This is a genomic window from Dechloromonas denitrificans, assembly GCF_001551835.1.
Taxonomy (GTDB): domain Bacteria; phylum Pseudomonadota; class Gammaproteobacteria; order Burkholderiales; family Rhodocyclaceae; genus Azonexus; species Azonexus denitrificans.
Window position 1 is genome coordinate 69,660 of record NZ_LODL01000021.1, and the last position, 17,348, is coordinate 87,007.

The window sequence follows — 17,348 nt, forward strand, 5'->3', positions numbered from 1 at the left end:
AAGATGCCGCCGGTCGATTGCAGCAAGACGCCGAACCAGGCCAATTGCGACCTCCACCAGAAGGCCCGCGAAGCCTGCAAGGACAAGCTGGGCGACGAGCACAAGGCCTGCCTGCGCGAACAGTTCAACGTCAAGTAAGCCTCAGGGGCGCCTGATAACGGGCGCCCCGTTTTTGCCCAAAAAACCCGGTTGACCGCAGGCGTCGCCCTTTTATCGCCTCAGCGCTGGCGCAGCGGCTTCAGCAGGTCGGACAAGCCGTTGTGGTCGATTTCCTGCATCAGCGCCAGCAAACGGCCGATTTCGCCGGGCGGAAAACCTTCGCGGAAAAACCAGTTCAGGTAATTCCCCGGCAAGTCGGCAATCAGCCGCCCCTTGTACTTGCCGAAGGGCATGGTGCGGGTGACCAGAAGCAGCAGGTCGTCGGGATTCATCAATGCCCTCCACTCACTTGCCGGCCCGCCATAGCGGAAACAGGGCAAGCAGCCCGAGCAGCGGACCGGGCAACAGCAACCAGGCGATATTCGCGCCCCACTCGCCGATCCACGCCGTGCCGAGGTGGATCGAGAACATCGTGATCGCAAAGCCGAGCGAGTTCTGGAAAGCCAGGGCACTGCCGACGATTTCAGGCGGACAGGCACGCGCCGACAGGGCCGAGAAATGCGGCGAATCGGCGACCACCGCCGCTCCCCAGAGCAGCAGCAATGTCAGCCGCGCCCAGTCCGGCCAGCTCCCCGCCAGCGGGAAAACCGCGCAACTGATCGCCGACAACGTCAAGGCGACCGCCGCCACCCGGGCACTACCGATGCGCTGGCTCCACCAGCCGCCGGCCAGGCAACCGAGCGCACCGACGCCGATGATGGCAAAGGCCAGTCCGGAGACGCTGCGCGTCGCCGGCACCGCCAGGCCGCTGAGGACGACCAGCGCCGGGACCAGCGTCCAGAAGGCATAAAGCTCCCACTGATGGCCGAAATAGCCGAAGGCCGAGGCGCGGAAATCGCGCTCGGCAAAGGCCAGCAGCACCCTGCCCAGACGCAGCGGCGGCGCATCGTGCCGGCGCTTCAGGTGCGGCCCGTCGCCGAGGCGGAAAATCAACACCGCCGCCAGCGTGGCCAGCAGCGAGGAGAGGAGGATCGTCACCTGCCACGACCACCCTGCCCCGGCCAGGCGCAAGCCATGCGGCAAGGCGGTACCCAGCGTCAGCATGCCGACCAACTGGGCCAGTGCCGCCCCAGCTCGCTCCGGCACCCAGCTGACGACCAGCTTCATGCCGAGCGGGTAGACGCCAGCAAGCGCGAAACCGACGGCAAAGCGCAGCGGCAGTCCGCTGGCCAAGCCGCTGGCGAACAGCGCGAAAGCCGCATTGCTGAGCGCGCCGAGCACGGCGCAGACGGCGAAGATCCGGCTGGCGGCGAAGCGGTCGGCCAGCCCGGACAGCGCGAAAGTCAGTGTGCCGAGAATGAAGCCGAGCTGGACGGCGTTGGTCAGCGTGCCGATAGCGGCCGGCGCCAGCCCCCAACTGGCGATCAAATCATCCGCTGCACTGTTGACGGAAAACCACAGCGAGGTACCGAACAACTGGGCGACGACAATAATGAAGACAGGATTTTTCATCTGGGCAGAATGGCTGGTGAGCAGCTAGCATACAAGAAGCCGGCAGCAGTTTTCGGCTGCGACGGAACCACTGCTGCTGCGCCGACTCACACAAGCCCTTACCCAGTATTCAGGAGACCCCGATGAGCCCTCTCAAATTACTCGGCATCGCTGGCAGTCTGCGTCGCCAATCCACCAACAGCGGCCTGCTGCGCGCCGCCCTGGCCGAACTGCCGGAAGGCGTCAGCATGGATATCGCCGATCTTTCCGACATCCCGTTCTACAACGCCGACATCACCGAGAAACCGGCCAGCGTCCAGCGCGTGCTGGCCCAGATCGGCGCCGCTGATGCCTTGGTGCTGGCCTGCCCGGAATACAACTATTCGCTCGCCCCGGCCCTGAAGAACATTCTCGACTGGGCCTCGCGCGAGCCGAACAACACCCTGCTCGCCGGCAAGACCGTTGCCATCATGGGCGCCGGCGGCGGCATGGGCTCGTCGCGCTCGCAATACCATCTGCGCCAGGTCTGCGTCACCCTCGACCTGCACCCGCTGAACAAGCCGGAGGTTTTCTCCAACGCTTTCACCAGCTCCTTCGACGCCGACGGCAACCTGACCGATCCGAAAATCATCCAGCTGATCGGCGAGCAAATGCGGGCGCTGGCGGCCTGGAGCCGGAAAATCCGCAGCTGATCGGATTCGCTATGGCGAGGGCTGCGGTCGACGGCCGGAAAAAGGCAATTTTGCCCGACCGCCGCCTCGCCAGGCAGAGAACGCAACTACCCGGCCGAGGCGCCGGGCTTCAGTCCTTGGCCAGGGCCAGCAGCTTGGTACCCAGCGGGTAATGGACGACGCCGAAGTCGTCGTAACGGACGGTGACGATTTCCTTGCCGTCCCGGGTTTCCAGCGTCACCTGCTTGACCAGGCCGTAAACGTCGTCGGCATAGTCGTGGTCGCGCAGGAAGGGGCAGGACTTGAGATCGACCATTTCGCCGGGTTCGAGGTCCTGCACCAGAACATTGACCAGCACCTGGTCAACCTCGGGCTCGGCAATCGCCTCCTTGTTGCTGGCGAGAAAACCGATCTGCTCGGTGATCTCGGAGACGGTCGCCTTGCCGCCCTCCTCCATCAACTCCAGCACCCCACGCAGAATCATCTCGACCCGTTGGATGGCATCGATCTCGAACGCCGTCAGGGTGACGGCACCCTCCTGAGCGCGTTGCGCCAGGCTGGTCAGCGATAGACAAATCTGCTCCGCCGAAGGGTCACCCTCATCGGCCAGCACAAACGGGATCGACTCCGTTTTGGTGATCAGATCAATAACGTCTTGACGGCTTTTATCGAAGGCCTGCATCGTCCCTGGCGGCTCACTGGATGTTTCATCGAATTAGCCTTCATTATCACCTCGGAAAAAAGCGGCGTCCAAGTGATTTAATGCGCCAAAAGAAAACGGAACGCCGCAGCGTTCCGTTTTTGCCCGTTTCAGCCGGTCGACCCTAGGGCCAGCCTTTGCCTTAATGGTCGCGGAGGTCAAACCGGCTGGCGTGGAAGCCGCTTACTTGCCGCTCAGCGCCATCATCAGTTCGTTGATGCGCTTGACGAAGCCGGCCGGATCGTCGAGCTGGCCGCCCTCCGACAGCGTGGCCTGTTCGAAGAGCAGCGCCGCCCAGTCGTCGAAACGGGTTTCCTCGTACTTCAGGCGCTGCACAACGACGTGGTTCGGGTTGATTTCGAGGATCGGCTTGACGTTCGGTGCGGCCTGGCCGGCTGCCTTCAGCAGGCGGGCCAGGTTGCCGGATGGATCGTGCTCGTCGGACACCAGGCAGGACGGCGAATCGGTCAGCCGGTAGGTGACGCGGACGTCCTTGACCTTGTCGCCGAGCGAAGCCTTCACCTTGTCGATCAGATCCTTGTACTCGTCGGCTGCCTTCTCGGCTTCCTTCTTTTCCGCTTCGTCTTCAAGCGAACCAAGATCGAGGCCGCCCTTGGCGACGGATTGCAGATGCTTGCCCTCGAACTCGGTCAGGTGGCCGACCACCCACTCGTCAACGCGGTCGGAGAGGAGCAGCACTTCGATGCCCTTCTTGCGGAAGATTTCGAGGTGCGGGCTGTTCTTGGCGGCATTGAAGGTATCGGCGGTGACGAAGTAGATCTTCTCCTGGCCTTCCTTCATGCGAGCGATGTAGTCGGCCAGCGACACGGTCTGCTCCGGCGTGTCGTTGTGCGTCGAAGCAAAACGGATCAGGCCGGCGATCTTTTCCTTGTTGGCAAAGTCTTCGCCGACGCCTTCCTTGAGCACGGCACCGAAGGCGGTCCAGAACTGGGCGTACTTCTCCTTGTCGTTCTCGGCCAGGTCTTCCAGCATGCCGAGCACCTTGCGCGTGCAACCGCTGCGGATGCCGTCGATATCCTTGCTCTGCTGCAGGATTTCACGCGAGACGTTGAGCGGCAGGTCTGAGGAGTCGACCACACCGCGCACGAAGCGCATGTAGAGCGGCATTAACTGCTCGGCATCGTCCATGATGAAGACGCGGCGGACGTAGAGCTTGATGCCGTGGCGGGCGTTGCGGTCCCACAGGTCGAACGGGGCGCGGGCCGGGATGTAGAGCAGCTGGGTGTATTCCTGCTTGCCTTCGACGCGGGCGTGGGTCCAGGCCAGCGGGTCTTCGAAATCGTGGGCGACGTGCTTGTAGAACTCCTTGTACTGCTCGTCGGTGATGTCGGACTTGGCGCGAACCCACAGTGCATTGGCCTGGTTGACGGTCTCGTCCTCCTCGGTCATCACCTGCTCGCCCTTTTCCTGGTTCCATTCTTCCTTCTTCATCACGATCGGCAGCGTGATGTGGTCGGAGTACTTGCGGATGATCGACTTCAGCTTCCAGCCACCGAGGAATTCGTCTTCGCCATCACGCAGGTGCAGCGTGACATCGGTGCCGCGACTGGCCTTTTCGACCATCTCGACGGTGTAGTCGCCTTCGCCGCCCGATTCCCAGCACACGGCCTGGTTGGCTTCGAGGCCGGCGCGGCGCGAGACTACGGTTACCTTGTCGGCGATGATGAAGGAAGAATAGAAGCCGACGCCGAACTGGCCGATCAGGTGGGCGTCCTTGGCCTGGTCGCCAGTCAGCGCCGAGAAGAATTCCTTGGTGCCGGACTTGGCGATGGTGCCGAGATGCTCAACCGCCTCGTCGCGGCTCAAACCGATGCCGTTGTCGGAAATGGTGATCGTGCGGGCGTCCTTGTCGAAGGCAATACGAATCTTCAGATCGCTGTCGTCGCCATACAGGGCGCTGTTGTTGAGCGCTTCGAAGCGCAGCTTGTCGCAGGCGTCGGAGGCGTTGGACACCAGCTCGCGCAGGAAAATTTCCTTGTTGCTGTACAAGGAGTGAATCATCAGTTGCAGCAGTTGTTTGACTTCAGCCTGGAATCCCAGGGTTTCGCGGTTTTGCGTGTTATTCGCGGTTGCAGACTCGGACATGCTTGAAACTCCCAATCAAACCAAATAGGTGAGCGGGAGATGGGGGCGACGCAGGCAATTTCAAGCCCCGGCCGGCGCTTTTTGCTCAAAGACGGTTTTTGCCCGTTTTGAATGGTCGACCGTAGCCGTTACAGATCGATACAAACATGCATGCTGCGGCGCAGCATTGTTCTGGCAAAATGCAGCCTGTCTCCTCCATTTCTCCTCCAAGAATGGATTTATGCCCGCCGCGTGCGGGCATTTTTTTGTCCGCTTTCTGCGAACTGCTGCCAAGCCACAAAGGAGAACAGCGGCCTGGCGAGACCAAACGGCAAATCTCGCAGGCAAAAAAGAAGCCCGTCGTTGCGGGCTTGTTTATATGTAGTTTGTCTCCTCCACCCAACTCGATGATCAGGTAGGGCACTGCAAGTTCCAATGTTTTTAATTGTCACATATTAAATTAGTTTCGTATAGTTAAATTTACAGATGCAACGATCCATCGTTCCGCACCATTGCCATGGCGACTGGCGCTTCATGCTCGGGCCAGGATCGGTAAAATGGCGGCCATGACGCAAGCCGCCCGCCCAAGCAAGCCCGCCGCCCTCTTTGAAATGCCCAGTCCGTTCGAGACCGAAAGCGGCAAGGTCCTGCTCCACGAGCCAGCCTGGGTCCGCGAAGGCGAGTTGCGCGCCCAGTTGCTCGACGAAAGCTACCCGAAGCCTTTCGTCGTCGACGACGGCGAGCGCCGTTATCTGTACTTCAACACCCGGCTGATGCAGAGCGCCATGCGCCTGAAGGCGCCGAACGACCTCGACCTGCGCTACACCCAGAAAATGATGAGCTTCCTGCTCTTCAACCCGCACCCCAAGCGTATCGTGCTGATCGGCCTGGGCGGCGGTTCGCTGGTCAAGTTCTGCTACACGCGGATGCCTTCGGTGCAATTCACCGCGGTGGACATCGACCCGGATGTGATCGCCTTTCGCGAGGTTTTCATGCTGCCGCCGGACGGACCGCGGCTGGCGGTCATCGAAGGCGATGGCGCCGAATACATCGCCGGGGCCGACAAAGGCATCGATGTCGTGATGGTCGATGCCTTCGACGAAACCGGCTTCGCACCGGCACTGGCCAACCGCGAATTTCTCGAAAGCATCTACGGCAAGCTGTCCGGCAATGGCGTGCTAGTCATCAACCTGGCCGGCGAAAAGGAAAGCTACGTCGGCCTGATCGGCGATGCGATGCAGGTTTTTGACGAACAGGTGATCGTCTTCGGCGTCCCGGAAGACGGCAACCACGTCCTGCTCGCCTTCAAGATCCGCTATTTCGAACCGCGCTGGCGCTGGCTGCACAACCACGCCAAGGAATTGCGCGCCAAGTTCGGCCTCGATTTCCCGACCTTCGCGCAGAAGATCGAGCGCGCCGCCAAACTCGGCCTCGCCCGCCGTGAAGCGGTGCGCGGGTTGAGATGAAGCGTCTTTGCCTCGCATTGGTCGGCATCGCGCTGCTCGCCGCCTGCGCTACGGTCAACCCGCGCTATGACCCGAAAAAGCCGCATCACCGGCCACACGGCTTCGTCAATAGCGACCCGACGCTGCATATCGGCGAACTGCCCTGGTACGACGTACTGCGGCGCAACCTGCGCGGCGACTTCCGGCCGCTCACGGAACCGGCCGGCGGCTACACCCGTTTTGCCCGCGACTGGAGCGTCACGCTCGACCCGCAAGCCCTCCAGCAACGCCAGGAATCGCCACGAATCACCTGGCTCGGCCATGCCTCGTTGCTCCTGCAGGTAGCCGGCCAGAACATCCTGATCGACCCGCAATTGTCCGACCACGCCGGGCCGCACCCCTGGCTCTCGGCGAAGCGCCGCGTTCCGGCGCCGATCACGCCGGAAGCACTGCCGCCGATCGACTTCGTGCTGATTTCACACAACCACTACGATCATCTCGACCAAGCGACCATCGAACGCCTGCTCGCCGCCGGCCAGAAACCGCAGTTCATCGTCAGCCTCGGCGTCAAGGCCTGGTTCGACGAGCACGGCATTGGGCAGGTGATCGAGATGGACTGGTGGGATACGCTGGAATTCGGCCCGCTCAAGCTGCATTACACGCCTGCCCAGCACTGGAGCAAACGCACCCTGCTCGATGCCAACGCGACGCTGTGGGGCGGCTTCGCCATCGAATGGTCGGCCGGCCAGGCGGCGCCGTGGCGTTTTCTGTACACCGGCGACACCGGCTACTCGAAGGATTTTCAGGAAATTCGCCGTCGCCTCGGGCCAGTCGATTTTCTCGCCCTCCCGGTTGGTGCCTACCTGCCGCGGGACTTCATGGCGCCGCAGCACATCAACCCGGACGACGCGGTCAGGATCATGCTCGATCTGGAAGCGAAGCAGGCGCTCGGCGTGCATTGGGGCACCTTCGAACTGACCCAGGAAAGCTTCGATCAGCCGCCACAGGATCTGGCGGCCGCGCTAGAGCAACGCGGCCTGCCGCCGGAACGCTTCAGGCTGTTCAAACACGGCGAGATGCGCCACCTGCTGCCCTGATCAGTCGATCGCTTCGTAAATAACTTCGATGATGTCGATTTCGCGGATGCCGAGCGGACTCTGGAAGCGCACGCTGTCGCCTTCGCGCGACTTGATCAGTGCCCGGGCCAGCGGCGAGATCCAGCTGATGCGGCCGCGCCCGACGTCGGCTTCATCGACACCGACAATGGTGTAGGTGTTTTCCGCCCCATCGACATCGGCAACGGTGACCCGGGCACCGAAAAAGACCTGGTCGTTGTCACCCTGGCGCAGCGGATCGACGATTTCGGCAATATCGAGGCGCTTGGTCAGGAAGCGGATGCGCCGGTCGATTTCGCGCAGGCGCCGCTTGCCGTAGATGTAATCGCCGTTTTCCGAACGGTCGCCGTTCGAGGCGGCCCAGGCGACGATTTCCACCACATGCGGCCGCTCGCGCTTGACCAGGTGCTCCAGTTCGGACTTCAACCGGGCATGACCGCCCGGCGTAATGTAGTTGCGTGTGCCGCTGGGCAGCTTCAGCGATGCTTCGAGTTCTTCTTCGTCATCGCCGTCACTCTCCCGTACGAACGCCTTGTTCATCAATAACCGATGCTGTAGTGCTCGACGTCGACGCGGATCAACTCGCGACCGAGAATCGCTGCCGTGTATTTGGCAAACTGTTCGGCCCAGGTGCGCTGGTCGCGGAAACGCCCTTCGCCAGCGTACTTGGCGACGCTGAGAATACGGTCGACGGCCAGGATCTTGCCGGTCGGCGTCGCCACATCGCATTCAAGCACGGTAAATTCATGATCGAACCATTGACGGGCTTCGTCGGCTGCCGCGCCACCGAAAACCTTGAAATCGAATTCCTTGTCGCGGCCGAAAGACACGATCACATGATGTTGCATTTCTCTCTCCTCCATTGAATTGTTCGGGTTATTCTAGCAATAACATCGCATGCAGTCAGGAACAGTCCATGGCCACCCAAACATTGACCGACGAGGAACTGGATGGCATCCGCCACCAGCTACAGGAGTTGCAGGTCGAACATCGCGACCTCGATCAGGTGATTTCCCACCTGATCGAAAACCCGCCACCCGATGATCTGCTGGTCCGCCGGATCAAGAAACGCAAACTGGCCCTGAAAGACCGCATTCTGCTGCTGGAAGCAATGCTGGTGCCGGATATTCCGGCTTAGTCGGCGGCCGGCGGAATCCGGAAAAAGATCCAGTAGGCGCCGCCAAGCGCTGCCGCCACGGCCAGCTCCCAAAGCATCGGGAGTTGCCAGACCGCTCCTGCCAGCACCGCCAGCAGGAGCAGGTAGCGGAAAAATTTCAAATCAGAGAACCAGGCGGCCGATGTACCAGGCAATCGCCGCCATTGCCGCACTGCACGGAATGGTCAGAATCCACGCCCAGACGATCCCACCGGCAACGCCCCAGCGCACGCGGCGGGCGCCACGCGTCGAGCCAACGCCGGCAATGGCGCCGGTGATGGTATGTGTCGTCGACACCGGAATGCCGAGCGCCGTCGCCAGGAACAGGGTGATCGCCCCGCCGGTGTTGGCACAGAAACCGCGCGGTTGATTGAGCTTGGTGATGCGGTTGCCCATGGTCTTGACGATACGCCAGCCACCGAACATGGTGCCAAGGCCCATCGCCGTGTAGCAGGAAAATACCACCCAGCCCGGAATGGCGGCATGCGGATCGGACATGCCGGCGGCGATCAGCAGCATCCAGATGATACCGACTGTTTTTTGCGCATCATTGCCGCCATGGCCGAGGCTGTAAGCCGCCGCCGAAAGTAGCTGGAAGCGCCGGAAATGCTTGTCCACCTTTCTCGGCGCAATGTTGCGGCAGATCCATGAAACCGCCACCATCAGGCCACCGCCGATCACGAAGCCGAGGAAAGGCGCGATGAAGATGAAAGCGATGATCTTGAGGACCCCGGCCGAAATCAGGCCACCCAGCCCGGCCTTGGCAATGGCGGCGCCGACCAGGCCGCCGACCAGCGCGTGCGAGGAGGACGACGGAATGCCGTAATACCAGGTGATGATGTTCCAGATGATGGCGCCGATCAGCGCCCCAAAAATCACATAGTGATCGACGATGCTCGGATCGATGGTGCCCTTGCCGATGGTGCTGGCCACCTTGAGCTGGAACAGGAAATAGGCGAGAAAATTGAAGGCCGCAGCCCATACCACCGCCTGATGCGGCTTGAGAACGCGGGTCGAGACGATGGTGGCAATCGAGTTGGCGGCATCGTGGAAGCCGTTCATGAAATCGAACAGCAAGGCGACGACGACCAGCGTGATGACCACGCCGAGACTGATTTGTACGGTATCCATACCGAGCTACCCGCTCAGGAGTTTTCTAGAACGATGGCCTCAATCGTGCCGGCGACGTCCTTGCAGCGATCGCTCACCGATTCGAGAAGTTCGTAGATTTCCTTCATCTTGACCACCTGGCGCACGTCCGGCTCTTCGCGGAAGAGCTTGGACATCGCTTCGCGCAGCATGCGATCGGCGTCGGATTCAAGATCGTTGATTTCATGGCAGTGCCGGAGGATGGCCGGCGCGTTTTCCATGCTGTGCAGCAGCTTGACCGCCGCCTGCACGCAAACGCAGCAACGCTCGGTGACATCGGCCAGCAGCTTGGCTTCGGCCGGCACGCTATGGACGTCGTAGAGCGCCATCGATTCGGCGACATCCTGAATGATGTCGAGAATGTCATCCATGCCGTTGATCAGCTGGTGAATCTCGTCGCGGTCGAACGGGGTGATGAATGAGGTGTGCAGCTGCGCCAGCGTGCTGTGGGTGATTTCATCCGCCTTGCGCTCAATGACGTCGATTTCTTCGGCACGCTTTTCAGCATGCTCCGGCGCATCGACCAGCGCCCCGATCAACCCGGACAGCGCCTGGCCACCCTGCACAATCAACTCGGCGTGCGCGTTGAAAAGATCGAAATACTTGCCCTCCCTGGGCATCAAGCGACCGAACATGACAGTCCTGTGAAGTTATTGTTACAGCCCGGCATTCTATCACGCGGGACTGATCGCCCCGCGATCAAGCGCGTCGGCCGGGCATGCTTGCCGCTAAAATATCGCACGATGAGCAACACCCTGCCGGCCGATACTTTCGGCGACCCCTTTCTTCTCGATGACCTGCCGCTGCCGCGCCAGCCGGCCGGCTACGCGGTCCAGCGGCTCGACACCGACACCCTGCTCGACCGCCATTCCGGCGCTTTCCTGCCGGTTCGTTCGCCCGAGCTGGCCGGCCTGTTCCCCAGCTTCGAGGCAGCCCATGCCGCGGCCAGCACTTGGGTTGCGCACTACTGCCCGCCGCCGGCCGACCACTGCCTGGCCATCGTCCCGGCCGGCTTCGACCCCGTTCTCAACCGCCACGTGCTGATCTACGGCGTGCTCTGCGGTCACCCCTGATTTCCGGCCTTTTTTCGGAGAAACACCATGCCCCCATTCCAGCAACGTCCCCTTGGCAACAGCGACCTGATCGTTCCTGAAGTCTGCCTCGGCACGATGACCTTCGGCGAACAGACTGCCGAAAGCGATGCCCACGCCCAGCTTGATTACGCACTGGCCGCCGGCATCAATTTCATCGATGTCGCCGAGATGTATCCAGTACCGGCCCGCGCCGAAACCTGCGGCGCCTCGGAGCGCATCGTCGGCAACTGGCTGGCCCGCCAGGCCCGCGACCAGATCCTGATCGCCACCAAGGTGGCCGGCCCCAGCCGCAACCTGAGCTGGATCCGCAGCGGCCCGCCGGCCATGGACCGGGCCAATATCCGCGCCGCCATCGACGGTTCGTTGCAACGCCTGCGCACCGACTACATCGACCTCTATCAATTGCACTGGCCGGAACGCAACCAGCCGATGTTCGGCCAATGGCACTTCGATCCGGCCAACGAACGGGAATGCACGTCGATTCGCGAGCAACTGCAAGCCCTCGGCGAACTGGTCAAGGAAGGCAAGGTGCGCCAGATCGGCGTCTCCAACGAACACGCCTGGGGCTTGATGCAGTTCGTCCGCCTCGCCGAGGAAGCCGGCCTGCCCCGCATCGTCTCGACGCAGAACGCCTACAACCTGCTCAACCGGACCTACGAGACATCCTTGCTGACCGAAATCGGCCATCGCGAAAACATCGGCCTGCTCGCCTACTCGACGCTGGCCTTCGGTCACCTGACTGGCAAGTACCTGGCCAATCCGGACGCCCCGGGCCGGATCACCCAGTGGCCCACCTTCGGTCAGCGCTACACGAAGCCCAACGTCCAACCCGCCGTCGCCGCCTACGTGGCACTGGCAGCAAAGCACGGCCTGACCCCGAGCCAGCTCGCCCTCGGCTTTGTCCGCTCGCGCTGGTTCGTTGCCAGCACCATCGTCGGCGCCTCGTCGCTGACGCAACTGCAGGAAACTCTGCCGGCAACGCAGACCGCGATTTCTCCCGAACTGCTGGCTGAAATCGACGCCCTCCAGTTGCGATACACCAACCCGGCGCCATGAGTCGTTCGCTGTTCGCCGCCTTGGCTGACGCGCTGGCCGCTACGGAAATCGAGCAAAAACTGGCGTTGACCGCAGGCATCGCCGCCGACTGGCAAGCCGGCCGGCTGGACTGGCGCGACCAGCCCGGGGTCGCCCTGCACTGCGGCCTTCCGGCCCGACCGGAACTGGTTTCACCCCGACGGGTGCCGAAACGCAATCCGAAAAGCCCGGAAGGTCGCGCCCGGCTGGTGCACGCCATCGTCCATATCGAGTTCACGGCGATCAATTTGGCGCTCGACCACGCGGCGCGTTTTCCCGGCATGCCGGCGCAGTATTACGCCGACTGGATCGGCGTCGCCGCCGAAGAGGCCTACCACTTTACGATCCTGCGCCAGCGCCTGCAGGCGCTCGGTCACGACTATGGCGATTTTCCCGCTCATGCCGGCCTGTGGGCGATGGCCGAGAAGACAGCCGGCGACGTCCTTGCCCGCATGGCACTGGTGCCGCGCCTGCTCGAAGCGCGCGGCCTCGATGCGACGCCGCCCATCCAGCAGAAGCTGGCGGAATGCGGCGATGAGGAATCGGCTCGCCTGCTCGACATCATCCTGCGCGACGAGATCGGCCATGTCGGCCTCGGCGACCAGTGGTTCCGCCAGCTTTGCGCCGAGCGGGGGCTGGAACCGGAAAGCACCTATCGCCGCCTGCTCGACGACTACGAAGCCCCCTGGCCGCAGGCGCCAATGAATGAAGCGGCCCGCCTGGCCGCCGGCTTCAGCACTGACGAACTGGCCGAGCTGGTCGCCGCCCGCGCCTGACCGGCCGCGCCAAAACCGCGATTGGCGATTCGGGAAATATTTATTTTAGCGGCGCAGATGATGCACCGATGCGGCTGGCAAGGCGATTCCCCCGCCCTCAGTCGCCCGTGCCCGTTTCCGAGCTGGCAAAAATAGAGTAAACTAATAATATCAATGCGTTGATCCATCGCCCGCAGGGCTCCCGAGCAGCTACCGCTTTACCCCTCGTTTGCAGTTCACTTTGCAGGTCTCACCATTGAATCGCCCCCTAGGCATAGCTGCGTCAGGGGAACTCAGGCCGCCCGACCATCGGGCCAACACGTCGCAAGCAAACAAAAGCAAGCCGCGACGTCGAAAGGAAACAGCATGACATCACCCGTCGAAAGCTTTGCCGACCTCGGCTTAGGCTCCGCCCTACTCAAAGCCCTGGCCGATATTGGCTATGAAACCCCATCGCCGATCCAGGCGCAGTGTATTCCCATCCTGCTCGAAGGCCACGATCTGATCGGCATGGCCCAGACCGGCACCGGCAAGACCGCCGCCTTCGCGCTGCCGCTGCTCGAAAAGATCGACGTCAAGATCAGCAAGCCGCAGGCCCTGATCCTGACCCCGACCCGCGAACTCGCCATCCAGGTCGCCGAAGCGCTGCAAAGCTACGCCCACGGCCTGCCCGGCTTCCACGTCCTGCCGATCTACGGCGGCCAGAGCTACACCATCCAGTTGAAGCAACTGTCGCGCGGCGCCCACATCATCGTCGGCACCCCGGGTCGCGTCATGGATCACCTGGAGCGCAAGACGCTCAACCTCGACAATCTGAAGACCCTGGTCCTCGACGAAGCCGACGAAATGCTGCGTATGGGCTTCATCGACGACGTCGAGTGGATTCTCGAACGCACCCCGGCCGAGCACCAGACCGCGCTGTTCTCCGCCACCATGCCGGAACAGATCCGCCGCGTCGCCCAGAAGTACCTGGTCGAGCCGCGCGAAATCAAGATCAAGTCGGCCACCGCCACCGTTGCCGCGATCCGTCAGGTTTACTGGCAGGTGTCCGGCATGCACAAGCTGGACGCCCTGACCCGCATCCTCGAAGTTGAAGAAGACTTCGACGCCGCCATCATCTTCGTCCGCACCAAGACGGCCACCGTCGAACTGGCCGACAAGCTGTCGGCCCGCGGCTATGCCGCTGCCGCGCTGAACGGCGACCTCAACCAGCAGATGCGCGAACGCGTCATCGAGCAGTTGAAGTCCGGCGCCCTCGACATCGTCATCGCCACCGACGTCGCCGCCCGCGGCATCGACGTGCCGCGCGTCAGCCACGTCGTCAACTACGACATTCCGTACGACACCGAAGCCTATGTGCACCGGATCGGCCGCACCGGCCGCGCTGGCCGCAACGGCAACGCCATCCTCTTCGTCGCACCGCGCGAAGTCCGCATGCTGCGCACCATCGAACGCGCCACGCGCCAGCCGATCGCGCCGCTGACCCTGCCCAGCCGCGCCGACGTCACCAACAAGCGGGTTTCCGACTTCAAGGAAAAAGTTACCGGCGTCCTCAATGCCGAAGGTCTCGATTTCTTTGCCAACATCGTCGCCCAGATCAGCGAAGAGCAGAACGTGGGCGCCGAGGAAGTGGCAGCCGCACTGTGCCTGATGGCCCAGGAAGGCAAGCCGCTGCAGATCGCCGGTGAAGACCCGGCGCCGCCGCGCCCGATGCCGGCCGACAGCCGCGATGCACGTCGCCCGACCAGCTTTGGCGACCGCGAGCGCAAGCCGCGCTTTGAAGGCGGCGACCGTCCGCGTTTCGAGGATCGTGGCGACAAGCCCCGTTTCGAAGACAAGCAGCGTCGCCCGGCCCCGGCTGGCGACATGGTGCGTTACCGGATCGACGTCGGTCGTGACCATGGCGTCCAGGTCAAGGACATCGTCGGCGCCATCGCCAACGAAGCCGGCATCGAAAGCCGCTTCATCGGCCGCATCGGTCTTTACGACGAATCGAGCACCGTCGAACTGCCCGCAGGCATGCCGGCCGAAGCTTCCAACGCGCTGAAGCGCACCCGCGTCCGCGGCGTGCCGATCAACCTGCGTCCGGACGAAGGCCGCCCGGATGCCGGCGGCGAGCGCAAGTTCGAAGGCGACCGCGGTGGTTTCAAGAAGAAGAAATTCGGCGACCGCTGATTCTTCGCCACTAAGATCGGCAAAAGCCACGGCAAGTCCGTGGCTTTTTTTCGCCTGCGGTTTTTGCCATTTCTGACCGGTCCACCGCAGGACTCGGCCTGGCAGTGCCAAGTGCCGTCGAAAGTGCCCTATTCAGCCAGCAAGCGGCCAATGCGATAGGCCGGCAACAACTGGTCGGCTGCCGGCGAATGCGCCCGGCCCTTGGTCTTGGTCCGGTAGGCGTCGGACGCTTCCCGACCGCACCAGGGCAGGATGATGCTCGGTTTGGACGGATGCTCGGGCAAATAGCCGGTCAAGTCGTACACCTGCCCATCAATGGCCATCCAGCAATCATTCTCCGCGCCATGACGGGTGACCTCGGCCAGCGAGTAGGTTTTCTCGGCGAGTGGTAGCGGCTGTTCGGACATTGGCGCGCTGCGGGCCAACAGCCAGAGCCCCAGAACCACCGCCCAGAACAGCACTGTCGCCAGCAGGAATAGTTTGCGCATCATCGGAAATCGAAGCACTCGAAGTGGATGCTCGCCGGCGCCATGCCCCGCTGCCCAAGAATTTCGGCCGTACTGCCCAGCAACCCCGGCGGACCACACAGAAAGGCGATACGCCCCGCCAGCGCCGTTGAATCCGGCAACAACCCGGCCAATGCCGCTGCATTGAAATCGCCGCAATGCACGTGCAGGGTCAGCAGCGGCTGCCGCGCGGCCAGGGTCCGGAGTTCCTCGACATAGGCGGCATCTTCAGGCTGGCGATAGAAATAGAATAGTTGCGTTGGCTGCGTCAGACGCTCGTCGCGCAGCACGGCGAGAAATGGGGTGAGGCCGATGCCGCCAGCCAGCCAGAATTGCGGCAAGGGAGGCCGATCGAGCAGAAAATCGCCAAAGGGCCCCTGCACCCCGACCGGGACGCCGATTTCCACCGTTTGTAGATGTCGCGTGCAATCGCCCAATGCCTTGATGGCAATGCGCAGATGCCCCTCGGGATCGACCGCGCAGATCGTGTACGGATGGCATTCGCCGCAGCCCCGGAAACCGCCGCCGTTGCCGAAGCCTACCACCACGAACTGGCCGGGCCGGGCCGCAATCGGCATGCCCAGCGGGCGCAGGGCGATTTCGACGATGTCGGCGGCGACCTTTTGCACCTGACTGACCAGATAAGGCCGGGCCGCCAGGCTGCTGTCGATCCGCAGGAAGCGCCAGCCGAGAAAAAGCAGGCTGAGCAAGAGCATGAAAAAGAAGCTCGGCCCCAGGCCAAGCAGCCACAAATGCAGGCAGCCGAACAGGATGGCAACGGCCAGCAAAGCATGCAGCCCGCGCCAGAGCGGGTAAGGCAGGCGCCGCGCAAAGCTGGCCGCCATGCCCAGCATCAGGCAGAGCAAGCCCAGCCAGCCGAACCACAACGGCCAGCCCTGGGACAGCGGCGAGAGCAGCGCCCAGGCCAGGACCGGTGATTCGGCCAGGTTATCGACCGCCAGGGCCAGCGGATGAGCGAGCAGGAGTAGATAGGCCAGCGTGCCGAGCACATGATGCCAGGCGTACATGCGCTCCAGCCCGCCCAGACGTTCGGCCAGCCAGCTTTCGCGCAACATCAGCACCAGGCTGGCCAGCAGCAGGCCGCAGCCGGCCCAGCCGAACACGATGCCGAGACTGCGCCAGAGCGGCAAGCCGGCCGGCCAGGCCCAGACGACGGGCAGGCCGAGCAGGATCGCCGTCAGCAGCGGAATCGACAGGAGACGAGGCAGTTTCATTGGCCTAATTCGCCGCGCTCAAGGCCTGGCTGCTGCCGGACGCAGGTGCTCGCAAATATCCCGCCCCCCGGCACTCAGTTGCCGCCCCTGACCGGCGGCCCGTTCGAGCATCAGCCGGTGATGTGCCTGCTGATAGGCCTCACACTCATCCAGCCGTTGAAAGCTGCGGATCCTGGCCTGATGCTCGACCCGCTCTTCCGGCGTCATGAATTGCCAACCCCGGGTATTGTCTTCGCTGGCCCGCCACGGACCCCGTGCCGGTGCCGCACCGCTGGCAGCGATCAACACCACGACAAGCACTAGACGAAACGGGCAGCGAGAGATCCAGCCTCCTGTTTTCGATGCACCAAGCATTCATCATAGGCTCTTCCCCGCCCATTGTCCGGTACGACGCAAGCGATACCGTGAAACCAAAAATCCATCCAGGGTATTCAATAGCAATTCTTATTTACAAAAACAAAACCACCCCATATCATGAGAACCATTCTCAACAACCAGACACCCGAATGCGTAGCCTGCTGCTCAATACCTCACTGGCCGGCCTGCTGCTTTGGCTGCTGCTGGCCGGCATTTCAACATGATCTTGCTGCAAGGGAGT

General features: G+C 62.6%; 22 protein-coding genes. 9 read left to right on the plus strand and 13 right to left on the minus strand.

Annotated features, from left to right (window positions below):
* Positions 1–218: 218 nt before the first annotated feature.
* The gene (locus tag AT959_RS11420) at positions 219–431 is read right to left on the minus strand and encodes a DUF3820 family protein (protein WP_066883200.1); all 213 of its coding nucleotides are present in this window, start codon (positions 429–431) and stop codon (positions 219–221) included.
* Positions 432–444: 13 nt separating this feature from the next.
* On the minus strand, positions 445–1,611 hold the full coding sequence (locus AT959_RS11425; protein ID WP_066883202.1) for an MFS transporter: 1,167 nt from the start codon (positions 1,609–1,611) through the stop codon (positions 445–447).
* Between the two features lie 122 nt (positions 1,612–1,733).
* Here AT959_RS11425 and AT959_RS11430 point away from each other — a divergent pair, with 122 nt between their 5' ends.
* Positions 1,734–2,282 carry an NADPH-dependent FMN reductase gene (locus AT959_RS11430; RefSeq protein WP_066883204.1) on the plus strand — a complete coding sequence of 183 codons (549 nt, stop codon included), beginning with the start codon at positions 1,734–1,736 and terminating at the stop codon, positions 2,280–2,282.
* A gap of 109 nt (positions 2,283–2,391) precedes the next feature.
* Here the strand turns inward: AT959_RS11430 and AT959_RS11435 are convergent, their stop codons facing one another.
* The 3 genes from AT959_RS11435 to AT959_RS21140 form a co-directional block, all read right to left on the minus strand.
* Positions 2,392–2,943: a hypothetical protein gene (locus tag AT959_RS11435; RefSeq protein ID WP_066883206.1), complete on the minus strand. Its 552-nt coding sequence runs from the start codon at positions 2,941–2,943 to the stop codon at positions 2,392–2,394.
* A gap of 201 nt (positions 2,944–3,144) precedes the next feature.
* Positions 3,145–5,067: a molecular chaperone HtpG gene (gene htpG / locus AT959_RS11440; protein WP_066883208.1), complete on the minus strand. Its 1,923-nt coding sequence runs from the start codon at positions 5,065–5,067 to the stop codon at positions 3,145–3,147.
* Positions 5,068–5,152: 85 nt separating this feature from the next.
* Positions 5,153–5,470 (minus strand): hypothetical protein, encoded by a 318-nt coding sequence (locus AT959_RS21140; protein WP_157651283.1) that lies wholly within the window; start codon positions 5,468–5,470, stop codon positions 5,153–5,155.
* A 133-nt stretch (positions 5,471–5,603) separates the two neighbouring features.
* On the opposite strand from AT959_RS21140, the gene AT959_RS11445 reads away from it, so the two are divergent.
* Together AT959_RS11445 and AT959_RS11450 are read left to right on the plus strand one after the other, a co-directional pair.
* Positions 5,604–6,512, plus strand: coding sequence for a spermine/spermidine synthase domain-containing protein (locus AT959_RS11445; RefSeq protein ID WP_066883211.1), 909 nt, complete (start codon positions 5,604–5,606; stop codon positions 6,510–6,512).
* Positions 6,509–7,588: an MBL fold metallo-hydrolase gene (locus tag AT959_RS11450; protein ID WP_083518362.1), complete on the plus strand. Its 1,080-nt coding sequence runs from the start codon at positions 6,509–6,511 to the stop codon at positions 7,586–7,588. The genes AT959_RS11445 and AT959_RS11450 overlap by 4 nt, the downstream gene beginning before the upstream one ends.
* Here AT959_RS11450 and greB read toward each other — a convergent pair whose 3' ends face one another.
* Both greB and AT959_RS11460 read right to left on the minus strand, forming a co-directional pair.
* On the minus strand, positions 7,589–8,146 hold the full coding sequence (gene greB / locus AT959_RS11455; protein ID WP_066883213.1) for a transcription elongation factor GreB: 558 nt from the start codon (positions 8,144–8,146) through the stop codon (positions 7,589–7,591).
* The gene (locus AT959_RS11460; RefSeq protein WP_066883215.1) at positions 8,146–8,454 is read right to left on the minus strand and encodes a hypothetical protein; all 309 of its coding nucleotides are present in this window, start codon (positions 8,452–8,454) and stop codon (positions 8,146–8,148) included. Before AT959_RS11460 ends, greB begins: the two co-directional genes overlap by 1 nt.
* 68 nt (positions 8,455–8,522) lie before the next feature.
* On the opposite strand from AT959_RS11460, the gene AT959_RS11465 reads away from it, so the two are divergent.
* On the plus strand, positions 8,523–8,744 hold the full coding sequence (locus AT959_RS11465; RefSeq protein ID WP_205629901.1) for a YdcH family protein: 222 nt from the start codon (positions 8,523–8,525) through the stop codon (positions 8,742–8,744).
* On the opposite strand, the gene AT959_RS21145 is transcribed toward AT959_RS11465, so the two are convergent.
* From AT959_RS21145 to AT959_RS11475, 3 genes are read right to left on the minus strand one after another with little or no spacing between them, the layout of a single operon-like run.
* Positions 8,741–8,884 carry a hypothetical protein gene (locus tag AT959_RS21145; RefSeq protein ID WP_157651284.1) on the minus strand — a complete coding sequence of 48 codons (144 nt, stop codon included), beginning with the start codon at positions 8,882–8,884 and terminating at the stop codon, positions 8,741–8,743. The genes AT959_RS11465 and AT959_RS21145 overlap by 4 nt on opposite strands.
* Before the next feature lies 1 nt (position 8,885).
* Positions 8,886–9,893: an inorganic phosphate transporter gene (locus AT959_RS11470; protein ID WP_066883217.1), complete on the minus strand. Its 1,008-nt coding sequence runs from the start codon at positions 9,891–9,893 to the stop codon at positions 8,886–8,888.
* Positions 9,894–9,907: 14 nt separating this feature from the next.
* Positions 9,908–10,546, minus strand: a complete 639-nt coding sequence (locus AT959_RS11475) for a DUF47 domain-containing protein (RefSeq protein WP_066883219.1) — start codon at positions 10,544–10,546, stop codon at positions 9,908–9,910.
* A gap of 108 nt (positions 10,547–10,654) precedes the next feature.
* On the opposite strand from AT959_RS11475, the gene AT959_RS11480 reads away from it, so the two are divergent.
* The 4 genes from AT959_RS11480 (at position 10,655) to AT959_RS11495 (ending at position 15,009) form a co-directional block, all read left to right on the plus strand.
* Positions 10,655–10,984 carry a hypothetical protein gene (locus AT959_RS11480; protein ID WP_066883221.1) on the plus strand — a complete coding sequence of 110 codons (330 nt, stop codon included), beginning with the start codon at positions 10,655–10,657 and terminating at the stop codon, positions 10,982–10,984.
* A 27-nt stretch (positions 10,985–11,011) separates the two neighbouring features.
* Entirely contained in the window at positions 11,012–12,061 is a 1,050-nt protein-coding gene (locus tag AT959_RS11485; RefSeq protein WP_066883223.1) for an aldo/keto reductase, read from the plus strand.
* Positions 12,058–12,855 (plus strand): ferritin-like domain-containing protein, encoded by a 798-nt coding sequence (locus tag AT959_RS11490; RefSeq protein ID WP_066883225.1) that lies wholly within the window; start codon positions 12,058–12,060, stop codon positions 12,853–12,855. Before AT959_RS11485 ends, AT959_RS11490 begins: the two co-directional genes overlap by 4 nt.
* A gap of 345 nt (positions 12,856–13,200) precedes the next feature.
* Entirely contained in the window at positions 13,201–15,009 is a 1,809-nt protein-coding gene (locus AT959_RS11495) for a DEAD/DEAH box helicase (protein ID WP_066883227.1), read from the plus strand.
* A gap of 128 nt (positions 15,010–15,137) precedes the next feature.
* On the opposite strand, the gene AT959_RS11500 is transcribed toward AT959_RS11495, so the two are convergent.
* Genes AT959_RS11500 through AT959_RS11510 form a run of 3 tightly spaced genes read right to left on the minus strand, consistent with a single transcriptional unit; the run spans position 15,138 to position 17,041 of the window.
* Entirely contained in the window at positions 15,138–15,500 is a 363-nt protein-coding gene (locus tag AT959_RS11500) for a cytochrome b5 domain-containing protein (protein ID WP_066883229.1), read from the minus strand.
* Positions 15,497–16,750 (minus strand): ferric reductase-like transmembrane domain-containing protein, encoded by a 1,254-nt coding sequence (locus tag AT959_RS11505; RefSeq protein ID WP_066883231.1) that lies wholly within the window; start codon positions 16,748–16,750, stop codon positions 15,497–15,499. Before AT959_RS11505 ends, AT959_RS11500 begins: the two co-directional genes overlap by 4 nt.
* Positions 16,751–16,768: 18 nt before the next feature.
* Positions 16,769–17,041, minus strand: a complete 273-nt coding sequence (locus tag AT959_RS11510) for a hypothetical protein (protein WP_205629902.1) — start codon at positions 17,039–17,041, stop codon at positions 16,769–16,771.
* A 113-nt stretch (positions 17,042–17,154) separates the two neighbouring features.
* On the opposite strand from AT959_RS11510, the gene AT959_RS21150 reads away from it, so the two are divergent.
* The gene (locus tag AT959_RS21150; RefSeq protein WP_157651285.1) at positions 17,155–17,331 is read left to right on the plus strand and encodes a hypothetical protein; all 177 of its coding nucleotides are present in this window, start codon (positions 17,155–17,157) and stop codon (positions 17,329–17,331) included.
* Positions 17,332–17,348: the final 17 nt, after the last annotated feature.

What these genes read in the sequence shown, in the direction of transcription:
- AT959_RS11420 (WP_066883200.1), bottom strand. Translation starts at nt 431, where the DNA reads ATGAATCCCGACGACCTGCTGCTTCTGGTCACCCGCACCATGCCCTTC.
- AT959_RS11425 (WP_066883202.1), bottom strand. Translation starts at nt 1,611, where the DNA reads ATGAAAAATCCTGTCTTCATTATTGTCGTCGCCCAGTTGTTCGGTACC.
- AT959_RS11430 (WP_066883204.1), top strand. Translation starts at nt 1,734, where the DNA reads ATGAGCCCTCTCAAATTACTCGGCATCGCTGGCAGTCTGCGTCGCCAA.
- AT959_RS11435 (WP_066883206.1), bottom strand. Translation starts at nt 2,943, where the DNA reads ATGCAGGCCTTCGATAAAAGCCGTCAAGACGTTATTGATCTGATCACC.
- htpG (WP_066883208.1), bottom strand. Translation starts at nt 5,067, where the DNA reads ATGTCCGAGTCTGCAACCGCGAATAACACGCAAAACCGCGAAACCCTG.
- AT959_RS11445 (WP_066883211.1), top strand. Translation starts at nt 5,604, where the DNA reads ATGGCGGCCATGACGCAAGCCGCCCGCCCAAGCAAGCCCGCCGCCCTC.
- AT959_RS11450 (WP_083518362.1), top strand. Translation starts at nt 6,509, where the DNA reads ATGAAGCGTCTTTGCCTCGCATTGGTCGGCATCGCGCTGCTCGCCGCC.
- greB (WP_066883213.1), bottom strand. Translation starts at nt 8,146, where the DNA reads ATGAACAAGGCGTTCGTACGGGAGAGTGACGGCGATGACGAAGAAGAA.
- AT959_RS11460 (WP_066883215.1), bottom strand. Translation starts at nt 8,454, where the DNA reads ATGCAACATCATGTGATCGTGTCTTTCGGCCGCGACAAGGAATTCGAT.
- AT959_RS11465 (WP_205629901.1), top strand. Translation starts at nt 8,523, where the DNA reads ATGGCCACCCAAACATTGACCGACGAGGAACTGGATGGCATCCGCCAC.
- AT959_RS11470 (WP_066883217.1), bottom strand. Translation starts at nt 9,893, where the DNA reads ATGGATACCGTACAAATCAGTCTCGGCGTGGTCATCACGCTGGTCGTC.
- AT959_RS11475 (WP_066883219.1), bottom strand. Translation starts at nt 10,546, where the DNA reads ATGTTCGGTCGCTTGATGCCCAGGGAGGGCAAGTATTTCGATCTTTTC.
- AT959_RS11480 (WP_066883221.1), top strand. Translation starts at nt 10,655, where the DNA reads ATGAGCAACACCCTGCCGGCCGATACTTTCGGCGACCCCTTTCTTCTC.
- AT959_RS11485 (WP_066883223.1), top strand. Translation starts at nt 11,012, where the DNA reads ATGCCCCCATTCCAGCAACGTCCCCTTGGCAACAGCGACCTGATCGTT.
- AT959_RS11490 (WP_066883225.1), top strand. Translation starts at nt 12,058, where the DNA reads ATGAGTCGTTCGCTGTTCGCCGCCTTGGCTGACGCGCTGGCCGCTACG.
- AT959_RS11495 (WP_066883227.1), top strand. Translation starts at nt 13,201, where the DNA reads ATGACATCACCCGTCGAAAGCTTTGCCGACCTCGGCTTAGGCTCCGCC.
- AT959_RS11500 (WP_066883229.1), bottom strand. Translation starts at nt 15,500, where the DNA reads ATGATGCGCAAACTATTCCTGCTGGCGACAGTGCTGTTCTGGGCGGTG.
- AT959_RS11505 (WP_066883231.1), bottom strand. Translation starts at nt 16,750, where the DNA reads ATGAAACTGCCTCGTCTCCTGTCGATTCCGCTGCTGACGGCGATCCTG.